Here is a 14,290-nt window from a genome sequence, read left to right as displayed (position 1 = left end):
TTTTAGCTCGTGCGTTACTTCCGAAATTCGAACGCATTCATGTGGCTAAACCCAATGCCGAAATTGCTCACGCCTGTAAAGCGTTTACATGGTGATGTCGGCGTTTAGTTAACTGGCGATAGCAAGCGGTGCGAGAACCTGTACTTGCTCTCCTTGCTTGCGAACTTCAAATTTCACGAGCTTGAGGTCTGGTTGTTCAAGGCACGCGCCAGTTTCTAAGTGGTAATGCTGCTTGTATAAGGGCGAGGCTACGTAAGGCTCTCCGCTTAATGAACCAATTATACCACGTGACATAACATTCGCCTTGCCGATAGGGTCGTAATTAGAGAGTCCATAAAGTGTGTCGCTGCGTTTGCAGTAAAAAATAGCCACTTGGTTATCGTCTACTTTGGCGCAAATTCCACCATTTGGGGTTAAGTCCCGGGTGCTACATACGGTTGTCCAATTTTCCATGACTTTCTCCTAGTCTAAAATTGAGTCTTTAATTATTTGTGTATTAACTTCTTCAAATTCTTGGCTTTGCTGAGTTGTCGTTACTGTCTCTATTGGAGTGAGTAGGGAAGTGACTTGCTGAGCATGCCAGCCACTTCCTAGCGTTTTATGTGGACGCTTTACCTGACTCAATTGTATTTTTTAGGGTTACGACAACTCTTGTTTATAAAGCTGATGTTTACGAAACCTCAGTCACTTCTATTTGGTCTGCGTTGGTTAGCATTTCATCGCGTTGTGAATCAGCAGAAGAGCTCAAACTTGGCTTTGGAAAGCGTTGCTCTCGTTCTTTGATGAATGACAGGCTAGTGTCCATTTCTTCGCTGTTGATGTAGTGCTGGAAGCGTTTCATCTTTTCAGGATTTTCGATGGTGGTTTTCCATTCACACTGGTATTTTTCGATGTTGAGGGCGATATCGGCTTCAAGTTCTTCAGCAACATTGAGCTTGTCTTCAATCACGACTTGTTTGAGGTATTCAATGCCACCTTCAAGGTTTTCCATCCATACCGATGTGCGCTGTAGGCGATCTGCGGTACGTGTGTAGAACATCAGAATGCGGTCGATGTATTGCAGCAGAGTGGTTTCATCAAGGTCGGTAGCGAAAAGGTCACCATGGCGAGGGCGCATACCACCGTTACCACAGATGTAGAGGTTCCAACCTTTGTCGGTAGCGATAATGCCAAAGTCTTTCGATTGCGCTTCTGCACATTCACGAGTACAGCCAGAAACCGCAAACTTGATCTTGTGGGGCGAGCGTAAGCCTTTGTAGCGGTTCTCGAGTCGAATCGCTAAGCCAACACTGTCGTCGACACCGTATCGACACCAAGTGCTACCGACACACGATTTCACGGTACGAACCGATTTACCGTAGGCATGGCCAGTTTCAAAACCTGCATCAATTAGCTTTTTCCAGATGATTGGCAGTTCGTTAAGTTGCGCGCCGAACAAATCGACACGCTGACCACCGGTGATCTTGGTGTATAGGTCGAACTCTTTTGCGACTTCGCCTAAAACGATCAACTTGTCTGGTGTGATTTCTCCGCCAGCAATACGCGGAACCACAGAGTAGGTGCCGTCTTTTTGCATGTTGCCGAGGTAGATGTCATTGGTGTCTTGCAGTTCGATGTGTTGATCTTCGAGGATGTAATCGTTCCAGTAAGAAGCCAAAATAGAACCGACTGCTGGCTTACACACGGTACAGCCCAATCCGTTTCCATGAGAATCAAGCAACTCATCAAAGGTCTTAATTTTGTTGACTCGAATGATGTCAGTCAGCTCTTGGCGAGAATAGGCAAAGTGCTCACAGATATCGTTAGACACCTCGACACCCAAGTTACTCAGTTCGCTATCAAGAACCTGTTTAGCGAGGGCAGAACAACCGCCACAACCTGTCGAAGCGTTGGTGGTTTCTTTTAATGCAGCCATCGTGGTGCAGCCAGCAGATACCGCGTCTTTAATGTCGCCTTTAGTCACATCGAAACACGAACAAATCACTGCGCTATCGGGCAGAGCTTCAACACCCATTGCAGAGCCTGAATCATCCGCGACGTTAGGTAGAATCAGCACTGATGGGTTTTCAGGAAGAGGCATGTCATTTTGTTTGATTTGCAGCAGCGAACCGTAAGCTTCGGCGTCACCCACCAATACCGCACCGACAATCTTCTTGCCATCCGCCGATATGATCAGGCGTTTGTAAACCTGTTCGATTTCATCGTTATAGGTATACGATTGAGCGCCTTCTGTTTGGCCGTGTACTTCGCCAATACTGGCCACGTCTACACCCAGTAGTTTGAGTTTGGTGCTCATATCGGCACCAGTAAATGAAGCGTCGCTCGTTCCGTCCGATAAGATATGCGTAGCCGCGACTTTCGCCATTGAATAACCAGGGGCGACTAGGCCGAAGATCTTGTTGTCCCAAAGCGCACATTCACCAATCGCATACACATTGTCGATGTTGGTTTGGCAGTGATCGTTAATCACGATGCCGCCACGTTCACCAATGGCGATGTCAGAGCTACGAGCTAAGGCATCTTGAGGGCGAATACCTGCAGAGAACACGATCATATCGGTTTCAAGATGGGTGCCGTCCGCGAAGTTCATTCTGTAGCGAGCGTTCTCACCCGCGACTATCTCAGAGGTTGCTTTCTCGGTGTGAACTTGAACGCCAAGGTCTTCAATTTTTCTGCGTAGAAGCGCACCGCCACCGTCATCTAATTGTACGGCCATCAGGCGAGGTGCGAATTCCACAACATGAGTTTCTAAGCCAAGGTTTTTGACTGCGTTTGCGGCTTCTAAACCCAGCAGACCACCACCAATCACCACGCCCGATTTGCTGCCTTTACTTGAGAGCTCAATAGCGTCTAAATCTTCGATGGTGCGATAAACGTGGCAGTGTTCTTGGTCGTTACCGGGAATAGGGGGAACAAAAGGGAATGAACCGGTCGCCAGAATCAAAGTGTCATAACTCTCGGTATGTCCCGATTCAGTCACAACGCACTTATTTTCAGTATCCAGTTGAGCGACTTTTGCGTTGAGAAGGTAATTGACGCCATTGCTCTGGTAATACTCTTCGCTGGTTAATGCCAAGTCATCAGCATTTCCACGCTTGAAGTAAGCCGTAAGCTGAACTCGATCGTAGGCCAACCTTGGCTCTTCACTGAAAGTAATCACATCAAACTCATCACTGTCTGATTGAAGGATGTTGTCGATAAATTTGTGTCCAACCATGCCGTTACCAACGACGACGATTTTCTTCTTGCTCATAATCCATTCCTTATTCTCGGCTTCTCTGTTTCGAGCATCTAATTTCTAGTCGCTAGCAGATGAATACCGGGTTGAGATTCCACTCAATTCATAATTATCAAGAAAACAAAAATTGTTTTTCTAAGTCTTGGTTTCTAGTGGAGCAAGGAGGATGCCAGATTACATATCATCAAATTAAATAAAATTTAACGTTTATTTTTCAATGGATTAAAAATATGGGGTAGCACGCATTTACCCCTAAAGTGGTATGTAATTGTTTTGTTAAATTTATGGAAGTGAGCGTTTGTGGTGCAACTTTCAGCAAGATGGTGCAAAAATTAACTTTCATGTTGGCTTAACTTCGATTGAATTTGCTATTGATATCTATATTTAAAATAAGATTATGTTTTTATTGGTTATTTTTTACTTATGAGAATCTTGTGACTAAGTGGCGTGTTATTTGCTTTGTTTGATTAAATGCAATTATGGATAATTGAGTGAGAAACGGATGACCGATTCAAACAGTGGCTGGATAAAATCGACATGTGCTTATTGTGGTGTTGGCTGCGGAATAGAAGCGAGGCCGACTTCATTAGGTAAGCTTGAAGTACGCGGTGATAAAGAACACCCATCAAATTATGGAAAGCTGTGCACCAAAGGGATAGCACTGGGCGATACCGTCACACCTTTGGGGCGACTTAAACAGCCTATGCATATTCAAAACCAACAGCACATTCAAAACCAACAACAGCAAGCACTTGGCTGGAACGAAGCAACCCAGTTGGTGGCAGATAGATTCAATCAAACCATAGAAGAGTTTGGCCCTGACTCCGTAGCGTTTTATGTCTCCGGACAACTGTTAACGGAAGACTACTACGTTGCCAACAAACTGATGAAAGGCTTTATCGGCAGCGGCAACATCGACAGTAACTCTAGGCTGTGTATGGCTTCTAGCGTTGTTGGACACAAGCGTGCATTTGGCAGTGACACCGTGCCTATCTGTTATGAAGATCTAGAAGATACTGATTTAGCGGTGATCACTGGCTCTAACTTGGCTTGGTGTCACCCTGTGTTGTTTCAACGATTACGCGCTGCCAAGCAAAGTAACCCGAACTTAACGGTTGTGGTGATCGACCCTCGTTATACCGACACTTGTGAAATTGCCGATCAACACCTAGCCATTGAATCAGGATCTGACGTTGCCTTGTTCAATGGACTGCTTTCTTATCTCGACAGCAATGATGCACTCGATGAAGAATACATAAGCAAGCATACACAAGGCTTTGAACAAGCGATCGAGTCAGCAAAGAAGTATGTTTACCACTCTGATTCAAACATCAATTTTGAGCAAGGCGTCAGCCAACTGACTGGCTTAACGGAACAAGAGGTTGAACGCTTCTACCGTGCGTTCGCATCCAACAAGAAAGTCATCACCATCTATTCGCAGGGTGTGAATCAATCTAGCCAAGGCTGCGATAAGGTGAATGCCATCATCAATTGCCATTTGGCGACCGGAAAGATTGGTAAAGTCGGCATGGGGCCTTTCTCGGTGACAGGGCAACCGAACGCTATGGGCGGTCGTGAGGTTGGTGGCTTAGCGAATACCTTAGCCGCGCACTTTGAATTTGGGGATGCTGATTCACACCAAACTGTGAGTGATTTTTGGCAAACCGATAACTTAGCGACCAAGCCGGGTTTGAAGGCGGTTGACCTATTTGATGGCATGCTGGATGGCAAGATCAAAGCCGTATGGATCATGGCGACGAATCTGGTCGTAAGCCTTCCAGACAGTGCGAAAGTCAAAGCCGCACTAGAACAATGCCCATTTGTAGTTGTGTCAGATTGCATAGCCGACACCGAAACCACTCGCTTGGCTGATGTGGTGTTACCCGCGCAAGGGTGGAGTGAAAAGTCGGGTACTGTGACCAATTCTGAGCGCCGTATATCAAGGCAGCGCCGCATATTACCAAGCCCAGGGGAAGCTAAACCCGACTGGTGGATGATTAAAGAAGTGGCTCAGAAGATGGGACACCAAGATGCTTTTGATTATCGCCACGAAGGGCAGATCTTTGAAGAGTATTGCCAGATGACCAGCCTTGATAATGCAAATGGCAAACAACGAGACTTGTGTTTGATTGGCTTAACAAACCTAGACGACAAAGGCTACAGCGAGCTTAAACCTCAACAATGGCCGGTATTGGAGCTGCAACAAGATATCGTGAACCAACGAATGTTTACCAATGGTGAGTTTTTTACCGCTTCAGGGAAAGCCCAGTTTATTGCGGTTGAACACTCACAGCCTTTAACGACCACTTCTCCAGATTACCCATTGATCATGAACAGCGGTCGAGTGCGCGACCAATGGCACACCATGAGCCGAACGGGGCTTGCTTCATCGCTTGGTGAGCATACGCCAGAGCCATTTTTAGCCATTCATCCTGAAACTGCCAAAAAGTTCGGCTTTGCAACCAGCACCAATCAAACCAACCAAGTAGTTAAAGTGAAGAGTGCCCAAGGTGAATCTCAAGCACGTTTGGTATTAACGCAAGAGATGCGCAAAGAGCAGGTCTTCATGCCAATCCACTGGAACGGCACTACAGCCAAAAATAGCAAGCCTTGCGACCTTATCTTACCCAATACCGATTCCAACTCAGGACAGCCAGAATTCAAGCACACACCGGTGATGATTGAGCCATGTGACTATCGCAGTGAAGCGGTACTGATCAGTGACAGTGTGGTGGACTGTGATGAGTTTGATTATTGGGTAAGACAGCGTGTGGAAGGAGGGTTTCTATATCGAATCAGCTCTGTTAAAAATCCGATGGAACTCGTTATTCAACTTTCTAATACTATTGAATCACAACCTATCAAGACTTCAGAAAACCTTAAATCACTGCATTATCACGGCAATAAGCATTACAAAAACCATGGCTCAGCGACCTTAGATGAGTTTGGGCTTAAACAAGCTTTTGTCGTCAACACTCAGCTGGAACAACACAGTATCGATTGGCTGGTGGACTGTTTCTCTAAGCCTATTGATGAAGAGTTTGAAGCCGAGTTTTTGAGTGCCTTGGCCAGTTAGGCAACCCTGTTAAAAGATAAGCCGTATTTATCGGCTTATCTTTTATCTTCTTACCTTTAGAGGAATAGCTGCGTTTACGTTAGCTATGTATTGGCTTTGCAAGGTCAGTAACCAGTTTTTTTTGCCTTTTGGTTTCAACGCTCGTCTCTTTGAAGTGGTGCCACAACTTACCCATTCCAGGTGTCATTTCTTCAGTCGAGAAGCGGTAGAGTTTTATTTTAGCGTTAATTGGTGAAATGGTTTCTGAAAACCTCATCAATAAACCTTGCTCAAGCTCTTCTTGAACAAAGCCTTCTGGTAACCACGCCACCCCATGACCCGATAGCGCCATTGATTTGAGAGAATGTGTGACGGCGTTTTCGTACACAATATCAAAACTACAAAGGCTTTGAGCTATTGAGCCATGTTTTTCTAATACTTGTGCGAAAAAAGTATTCGATGGATAACTGAGCAGAGGGACGCTTGAATTTTTGCAGTCTTTGTAGAGTGCTGAACCATCACTTTTACTGGCAACAACTGGTATTAGGCACTCATGCCCGATCGTGACGGATTCAACTTCTGGATTGGGTACATAAAGTCGACTTCCCTTGAAAGATAAGCCGATAAGAAAATCAGATCGGTTGTCGATAAATGCTTGCACTGAATCATGTAAGTTGTTTGGGCTGACATAAACTAAGGTCGTTTTAAACTCATCGGTGTATTCGTTAATCATCTTATTAACGACATATTCAGACAGCGAGTGCTGAGTATGAAATGTGACTTTTGTTTCATTATTGTTAACTTCTCTAACCGTTTCTAGCCGAGCGTAGTCTATTTGTTGTTTGAGGTCATTCGCATGTTTTAGAAACCGAAATCCCGCTTTAGTGAATGTCGCTGGGTAAGTGTTCCTATTAACCAGGTCAGTCCCCACCCATTCTTCTAATAGTTTGATTCTTCGGCCAAAAGCAGGTTGAGTGATGTTTCTTGCTTTGGCTGCTTTTGCAAAACTTCCGTATTGAGAAAGGTGTAAAAAGTCCTCAATCCACTTCAAATCCATGTGGCGAATCCTTGTCCAAAATTATGAATGTCGATATTTTTGTTAAACAAAAGTTAACACCCCTGTTAGCAAAAAGCATTATCTTTCGAGCGATATCACGAGCTAATGTAATTCAGTGTTAAACAAACCACTAACTAAACATTGACTGGAGAAGAGAGATGCATTTATCGCGTTATCCTCGTTTAAATTTTGCCCACTTGAACACACCCTTAGAGCTAATGAAAAATCTGAGTGAAGCGTTAGGAGGCCCGAACATCTGGATCAAGAGAGATGATTGTACTGGCCTTGCTGGTGGCGGAAATAAAACTCGAAAGTTGGAATTTTTGATGGCTGATGCCGTTGAACAAGGTGCTGATACCATCATTACTCAAGGTGCAACACAGTCGAACCATGCACGTCAAACGGCGGCGATAGCGACCAAGCTGAATATGGATTGCATCGTCTTACTGGAAGATCGTACTGCAAGTGATGACCCTGATTATAAGTTTAACGGTAACGTTATGTTAGACCAGCTATTCAATGCTCAACTCTCTAAGTACCCCGGCGGTACAGATATGAACGCTGCGATGGAAGATGTGGCAGCGACACTGCGTGCTCAAGGCAAGAAGCCTTACATCGTACCGGGCGGTGGCTCTAACCATATTGGTGCTCTTGGATATGTAGATTGTGCATTAGAGATCTTAAAACAAAGCAATGACCGAAACCTGAAGGTTGACCACGTAGTACACGCTACGGGGAGTGCTGGTACCCAAGCAGGGCTGGTCACCGGTTTTGCAATGACCAACAGTCAAATACCAGTACTTGGTATCGGGGTGCGCGTTGATAAACCAACTCAAGAAGGCAATGTCTTCAAATTGGCTCAACGTACTGCTGAGCACATGGGCGCGGCAGACGCAGTAAAACGCGAAGATGTAGTGGCGAATTGTGACTATGTTGGCGAAGGCTATGGGATTCCGGCACCTTCAACGATCGAAGCGATCAACATGTTCTCACGTTTTGAAGGTATTTTGCTTGATCCAGTGTATTCGGGCAAAGGAGCCGCGGGTCTTATCGACCTAGTTCGAAATGGTCACTTTAAGAAGGGCGAGAACATTGTCTTTGTGCATACCGGAGGCGCTCAAGCGTTATTTGGCTATCGTGACAGCTTCGACTTCCCTAATTACGAGTAATGTATAGGAGTGAGACTTTTCAATCAGACCTTACCTATTAACCGTGACTGTTAGTACTGAATACTGATAGTAAGAAGATTTAATGAAATGTTGTAAATGGAGATTACATGAAAAAATCAATCAAACTAGCCAGCTTAATTATTGGTGGATTACTGTCTTTCAATGCAATGAGCAAAGAAGTAATTAGGCTTTCTACCTATGTGAATGAATCGGACATTAGGTATGAAGGGTTTAAAAAATTTGCGGAAATAGCAGAAGCAAAATCCAACGGAAATCTGAAAGTCAGAATCTATCCATCCTCCACGCTACACGGATGGAGTGAAGGGGTTGATGCTGTACAAGGCGGGGTTGCAGATATCAGCTGGATCAGCGCTGATAATCGACTTTCATGTTATCGAACAACTTCATTATATCCGTCAGCGGTTGATTTGAGCGGGCAGTTAGACATGGATTCTCAATATCGTGATCTCATTACTCCGGAGGCTAACCAGAACGGCTTGGTTCCTCTCATGAACTCTAATTACTCTTATGACCAAGAGTGGTGGTTCAACGAGCAGGTCAATTCTGTTGAAGAGTTTTCCAACTTAAACGGCAAGCTAGTTCGTTCTGTTGGGCCATTAGTGAGCAAGATGATTGAAGGTTGGGGCGGCAAGCCAGTCTTTATCTCTCCTAAAGAAGTGTTTCAATCTGCGGAGCGTGGTGTTGTCGATGGCATCAACATGGGCGTAGCAACTTATAGTTCATGGAAGCTTTGGAATGTGATGCCACACATGGTGGATGCTGGAATATTTTACGGCAACATCATGTACATGATGAATAAAGAGCGATTTGACTCGCTTTCCGAAACGGATCAGCAAGCGCTACTAGAGGCAGCTAAAGAGACTGAAGCTTGGTTGAAACCTCAATATGAAAAGTGGGTAGATGCCCGGATTGCAGAAGCCAAAAAAGAAGGCGGTACGGTTCTTGAACTGACCTCAGAGCAAAAGCTTAAGTTAGTTTCCGATATTTCCACATCTTGGGAAAACGAGCTGAAGAATGATTGTGGAACAGAGCTTTCAGTCAAGATGAAAGACCTCTTTGCTGCGAACTCAATCTAGGGACAGAAACTATGGAAGGTAAATTCAGAAAAGTATTGGATATTTCAACGAATGTACTGCTGTATTGCGGTGGTGTAATCGTTATTGTCCAAGCTTTCTGGATTACCTATGGCGTATTCATGAGATACGTAATAGGTAGTCCTGATGGGATGGTTACAGAAGCAACGGCTTTGATGTTAGTACCATTAGCGTTCGTTGGCCTCTCATACGCACTCAAGGCAGATGCTTTTCCCAAGGTAACGATTTTTATCGACCAACTCTCTAAAGGGAAAAGAGACTATCTGGAAATTGCGAACAACTCACTGATGATGGTTATCTCTGTTTTTTTCGCTTTGGCCGCCTTTAAAGGGCTATCTAAGTCCTATGTGTCGCTTGCTGCCTCAGAGATATTGTTATGGCCTAAGTATTATTTTTGGGCCGGAGTTTTTGTTTCATTACTCAATTTATCTTTGGTTTCTATTTTAAAACTCTATGACTCAATAATGCATAAACTTGAGTCAATTCGTGGCACGACTTCTGTGCCTCAAGTAAAGCTTGGAGAATAATATATGCTTGAGTGGTATGAAGTTGGTCTCGGCTTGATGGGGCTACTAATTTTATTCATTGTGATGGGTTTACCAATCCCATTTGCACTGGCAGGCGCATCCGTTCCGTTTCTTCTTTCAATTCAGTCTTTTTCTACAACACTTGTTACAGCCGAACTTAAAATGTGGGGGGTGTGGGTAGATTACGTTTTATTATCGGTTCCGCTGTTTGTGTTATTAGGGGAATTGATTGGCAGGTCCAACATAGGCCCCAATCTGTATTGGTTTATGCATAGTAAGGTGCCAATTACAGGTTCTGCTGCATACGGGAGTGTTGGTGCTTGTGCTGGCTTTGGCGCTGTATGTGGATCGAGTATGGTTGGCTCATTGACCATTGGTGGCGTCGCGCTTCCAGCAATGTTAGACCTTGGCTACGACAAAAAACTCGCCAGTGGGGTGCTCGCTGCTGGTGGAACACTCAGCGTTCTGCTCCCGCCAAGTTTGATTCTTCTTTTCTACGGGATAGTGACTGATCAGTCTATCGGACAACTGTTTATTGCGGGCGTTGTACCGGGCTTAATTTTGGTTTCCTTTTTCTTTCTTATCATTAAAGGGTGGAGTGTCTTACAAAAAGGATCCGTGCCAGGGTCTGATGACAGTGAAAGCATTCCTTGGGGGCTAGCATTGAGCGCGATAATTCCAGTGATGGTTATCGGTCTTATTATTACAGTCTCCATCTATGCGGGAATCGCGACCCCTACTGAAGCGGCAGGTGTATCTTGTGTGATTACCTTGCTACTTGCTATGACTGTTGGGGGAATGGATCTCAAAGGGTTCTTTGAATCAATCAAAGCGACCATGAAGACGATGGGTTATTTAGGCTTATTACTTTCTTCTGGTGTGCTTTTTGGTTTTGTGATGACTTACTATCAAGTGCCACAAGAGTTTACTAGCTTGTTTACTTCTCTGGAACTATCGCCATACACGACGCTTGCACTGATTATTTTATTCTACATTATTTTAGGCATGTTCTTAGAGCCTGTTTCGATGACATTCATAACTCTGCCAACCTTGTTTCCTCTGATTCAAGCTTCAGGCTTTGACTTGATTTGGTTCGGTGTCATTTACACCATAACGATGGAAGTCGCTGTATTGACTCCTCCTGTTGGCCTAAATTTGTATGTTATTCAATCTATTGAGAAAGATCGTCTGACTATTATCGATGTCATTAAAGGCTGCTTGCCTTTCATTGGTGCTCTCATATTTTTGATTGTACTGATGGTTATCTTTCCTCAGCTTGCCGTGTGGCTACCAAATGTTATGGGGTAATGTGAATGAACGTTAATGTACCACTAGTGATGATCCATGGATTTTTAAGTGGCCCAGAATATTGGAGTGCTCAAGTACCGTTTTTAGAGAAAAACATGCAAGTAGTCCCTGTTTGTTTGAAAGGCTTTGGTGATCGTTCTGATGAGACAGCTTTTGAAACGATTCAAGAGATGGCCAAAGATGTCATGTCACAACTTGCACTGCTTGGAATAAAGCGTTTTCACCTAATAGGGCACTCAATGGGAGGAATGGTCGCCCAGCAGATTGGGCATCAATGGGCTGAACAAGTCGTCAGTTTGACCTTGTATGGAACAGGACCGAAAGGCGACTTGCCTGGTAGGTTTGAAGCATTACAAGAGAGTATCAAGAATGCATCCTCTTTTACCTATGGCGACAGCAAACAGAGGGCTGTGTCTAGTTGGTTTAAAAATGAATTAGCACCTCATGTACTCAAGCAATCGATGCAACTTGCAGACAAGGTTTCGTTTCAGTCCTATCTACACGGACTCATCGCAATGAACAGTTGGAATGGTGAATCCTATGTCTCTCAATACAGAATGCCAGTATTAATTATATGGGCGGATTCAGATAAGACTTATCCATGGAATGAGCAGATATCAGTATTGTGGAAGGGTATTGAGCACAGTTCTCTGTGTATCATCAACGATTGTGCGCACAATGCCCACATTGAGAAACCATTGCACTTCAACGTAGCTTTTGGGGAGTTTTTGCAAAGCGTGCGTTAGATATCTCATTAGGTTTAAAACAGCAAAAAGATGGCTTAAGTACGCATGTTTTTATTGCTTTACTTGCCACTTACCTTCAAATCAAACGCCGACAATCATGTCGGCGTTTTTATTTTTGAGTATGCGATACCGATTGATTGAACGACAAGTTTTACATATCATCCCACGCATTGGTATGTCGTTCTGTAATTTTTCAGGTAGAGGTAAGTTGATGTCTAAGTTAGCCATTTCTAAATTCTTTGAACAAAAACTGGAGGCTCCGCTTCACAACACCGTGTGGTCTTGGGGAAGTGAGAACGCCAAAGGGATTTACCTACGTGCTTGGAACCGCACTAAAATCGGAGAGAAGTTCGATATTGCCAACAGCGGTATGGAAACAGACAACGATGGAAGAACCCGATCGGGCGGCGTAGAGCGCGCTAAACACGTTAAAGCGATTGCTCAAGGTAAGCCGGGTTACATTGTCGCAATAGACGGATACGTAGATGACTCAGGCAAATCTCACATTGTCGATTACAACGACAAGGCCGTATTCCGAATCCTATCTCTCACGGTGAAAGAGCAGGGCAAAACACTAGCCGAAGTTGACTACGACAACCCGATACTCATTGAAGCGATTGGTGAAGAGACCGACGTAGTCGCGATTATGGAAAGCCTAGAAGATAAGCCCAAAACCCTTGCTACATTAGCCAAGGCTGAAAAGCTCGGTTGGCAAATCACAGGAATTAATGACCAAGGCGTAACTATCCTACTCAAAGGCAAGAAAACCGGCCTTATTTCATACACTGGCGAATTCAGCGCTGCTTAGGAGTGACTATGTATAACCAAGGCGACCTGTGTCCACACTGTGGCTTAATCATCATGCTACCTACAGACATCTAACCAAAATGCCTAGGCTGTGGCGAAGAAATCAACGAAGAAGATGACGACTAACTCACACATTGAGTCACTTTCTACATTTTGCGGAGACTATATGGAATTTTTCTGCTTTTTGTCATGTTTGATAAAGCAGTAATCAGGTAAGGTTCTGTTATTAAATGAGTTATTAGATATAACCTGAACGGTTTAGATTACTAGACAGAAATGTTTCAGGGACAAAATGCAGAATTATTCTGTCTAATATAGCTGTTAGAATTATCGTAGGTATGGAATGCAACATTTAGCTTTTTTATTTTTTTTATACGTGATTTTATTTGGATATCATGCAAATAAAACCAAAGATGGAAATAGCCTGACTAGAGGAGGCTATGAAACCCTCTATTTTATCCATGTGCTTGCTTACTATTTATATGCAACCCTAAATGCATGGTTAGGGAGTGCATATCCGACGATAGTTAGCTTAGGTGTTGCTGGCTTCTTAAACTTGATGTTAGTTGAGTACTATTGGAATAAGTATGACAATCTAATTTCTGTGGTAAAAAACTCGCTTACTATGAAAGTTATATACTTGATTGTAGCTTCAGTAACAGTTTCAGGTTCTATCTTGTATTCAGGCTTGATGTTAGAAGAGTTAACTCTAGCTCCTGCGTCGGCATTGAATAATTATGTTGTGGCTATGTCTTTTATTCTCGTTGCTATATTTGGTCCTATTCTTCTAACACTAGCGATTGAAATTGTATTTCCTATAGTTTTTTTTGTGGGGAACAAACTTACAGGGAACACAATAGAAAATAAACCAATTGTTTTTATGTCAGTGGTTATGTTAGTGCTGCCTCTTATATTTGTTGCATCAATATCACAATCATCTATGTTAAATGAAGATTTTTTTAGAACTCTCCTACATGATAATTATCATAAAAACAATAGAGAGATTTGTACTAATATCCCAAAAGATGTTAGGTATGTACCTATATCAGCTACCGAAGTGTCAGTTGTAAAATATAATGCTGAAAATGATAGTTACGATTTTTATTTAGACTACTGCGTTGAGCCGGAAACTGAGTCCAGTGGAAAATAATTCTAACAAAGCATTTAAGAGTGATTCCCAACGCTCGGCATTTTTCATTCCATCGTTGGGTTCTGTGTTTACGGTGGTATGCTTAAGTTTCGTGGTTGCGTTGCTCACACCTTAATGC

General features: G+C 43.7%; 11 protein-coding genes. 8 read left to right on the top strand and 3 right to left on the bottom strand.

From position 1 onward, the window contains the following. Nucleotides 1-108: 108 nt before the first annotated feature. Together nirD and nirB are read right to left on the bottom strand one after the other, a co-directional pair. Nucleotides 109-453 carry a nitrite reductase small subunit NirD gene (gene nirD / locus BCT49_RS15025; RefSeq protein WP_017082504.1) on the bottom strand — a complete coding sequence of 115 codons (345 nt, stop codon included), beginning with the start codon at nt 451-453 and terminating at the stop codon, nt 109-111. Between the two features lie 217 nt (nt 454-670). Next, nucleotides 671-3,253 (bottom strand): nitrite reductase large subunit NirB, encoded by a 2,583-nt coding sequence (nirB, locus tag BCT49_RS15020; protein ID WP_102436269.1) that lies wholly within the window; start codon nt 3,251-3,253, stop codon nt 671-673. 487 nt (nt 3,254-3,740) lie between these two features. Between nirB and BCT49_RS15015 the strand changes: the two genes are divergently transcribed. Further along, on the top strand, nt 3,741-6,314 hold the full coding sequence (locus BCT49_RS15015) for a molybdopterin oxidoreductase family protein (protein WP_102436267.1): 2,574 nt from the start codon (nt 3,741-3,743) through the stop codon (nt 6,312-6,314). Between the two features lie 79 nt (nt 6,315-6,393). On the opposite strand, the gene BCT49_RS15010 is transcribed toward BCT49_RS15015, so the two are convergent. Continuing rightward, nucleotides 6,394-7,350: a LysR family transcriptional regulator gene (locus tag BCT49_RS15010; RefSeq protein WP_102436265.1), complete on the bottom strand. Its 957-nt coding sequence runs from the start codon at nt 7,348-7,350 to the stop codon at nt 6,394-6,396. A gap of 158 nt (nt 7,351-7,508) precedes the next feature. On the opposite strand from BCT49_RS15010, the gene BCT49_RS15005 reads away from it, so the two are divergent. From BCT49_RS15005 to BCT49_RS14975, 7 genes are all read left to right on the top strand, one after another. Beyond that, a complete protein-coding gene (locus BCT49_RS15005; protein ID WP_102436263.1) occupies nt 7,509-8,519 on the top strand; it encodes a D-cysteine desulfhydrase in 1,011 nt (336 codons plus the stop codon). Nucleotides 8,520-8,626: 107 nt separating this feature from the next. Further along, nucleotides 8,627-9,616 (top strand): TRAP transporter substrate-binding protein DctP, encoded by a 990-nt coding sequence (gene dctP, locus BCT49_RS15000; RefSeq protein ID WP_102436261.1) that lies wholly within the window; start codon nt 8,627-8,629, stop codon nt 9,614-9,616. An 11-nt stretch (nt 9,617-9,627) separates the two neighbouring features. Further along, a complete protein-coding gene (locus tag BCT49_RS14995; RefSeq protein WP_102436259.1) occupies nt 9,628-10,161 on the top strand; it encodes a TRAP transporter small permease in 534 nt (177 codons plus the stop codon). A 3-nt stretch (nt 10,162-10,164) separates the two neighbouring features. Further along, nucleotides 10,165-11,469: a TRAP transporter large permease gene (locus BCT49_RS14990; RefSeq protein WP_102436257.1), complete on the top strand. Its 1,305-nt coding sequence runs from the start codon at nt 10,165-10,167 to the stop codon at nt 11,467-11,469. A 5-nt stretch (nt 11,470-11,474) separates the two neighbouring features. Further along, entirely contained in the window at nt 11,475-12,215 is a 741-nt protein-coding gene (locus tag BCT49_RS14985; RefSeq protein WP_241908092.1) for an alpha/beta fold hydrolase, read from the top strand. Nucleotides 12,216-12,426: 211 nt separating this feature from the next. After that, nucleotides 12,427-13,023 (top strand): hypothetical protein, encoded by a 597-nt coding sequence (locus tag BCT49_RS14980; protein ID WP_102436255.1) that lies wholly within the window; start codon nt 12,427-12,429, stop codon nt 13,021-13,023. Between the two features lie 342 nt (nt 13,024-13,365). Further along, nucleotides 13,366-14,172 (top strand): hypothetical protein, encoded by an 807-nt coding sequence (locus BCT49_RS14975; RefSeq protein ID WP_102436253.1) that lies wholly within the window; start codon nt 13,366-13,368, stop codon nt 14,170-14,172. Nucleotides 14,173-14,290: the final 118 nt, after the last annotated feature.

The organism is Vibrio lentus, from assembly GCF_002875945.1.
GTDB classification, from domain to species: domain Bacteria; phylum Pseudomonadota; class Gammaproteobacteria; order Enterobacterales; family Vibrionaceae; genus Vibrio; species Vibrio apostichopi.
This window is presented reverse-complemented; position numbering and strand designations above follow the sequence as displayed.

Bases quoted from the DNA above. Each gene is read 5' to 3' on its own strand.
- nirD (WP_017082504.1), bottom strand. From the start codon at position 453: ATGGAAAATTGGACAACCGTATGTAGCACCCGGGACTTAACCCCAAAT.
- nirB (WP_102436269.1), bottom strand. From the start codon at position 3,253: ATGAGCAAGAAGAAAATCGTCGTCGTTGGTAACGGCATGGTTGGACAC.
- BCT49_RS15015 (WP_102436267.1), top strand. From the start codon at position 3,741: ATGACCGATTCAAACAGTGGCTGGATAAAATCGACATGTGCTTATTGT.
- BCT49_RS15010 (WP_102436265.1), bottom strand. From the start codon at position 7,350: ATGGATTTGAAGTGGATTGAGGACTTTTTACACCTTTCTCAATACGGA.
- BCT49_RS15005 (WP_102436263.1), top strand. From the start codon at position 7,509: ATGCATTTATCGCGTTATCCTCGTTTAAATTTTGCCCACTTGAACACA.
- dctP (WP_102436261.1), top strand. From the start codon at position 8,627: ATGAAAAAATCAATCAAACTAGCCAGCTTAATTATTGGTGGATTACTG.
- BCT49_RS14995 (WP_102436259.1), top strand. From the start codon at position 9,628: ATGGAAGGTAAATTCAGAAAAGTATTGGATATTTCAACGAATGTACTG.
- BCT49_RS14990 (WP_102436257.1), top strand. From the start codon at position 10,165: ATGCTTGAGTGGTATGAAGTTGGTCTCGGCTTGATGGGGCTACTAATT.
- BCT49_RS14985 (WP_241908092.1), top strand. From the start codon at position 11,475: ATGAACGTTAATGTACCACTAGTGATGATCCATGGATTTTTAAGTGGC.
- BCT49_RS14980 (WP_102436255.1), top strand. From the start codon at position 12,427: ATGTCTAAGTTAGCCATTTCTAAATTCTTTGAACAAAAACTGGAGGCT.
- BCT49_RS14975 (WP_102436253.1), top strand. From the start codon at position 13,366: ATGCAACATTTAGCTTTTTTATTTTTTTTATACGTGATTTTATTTGGA.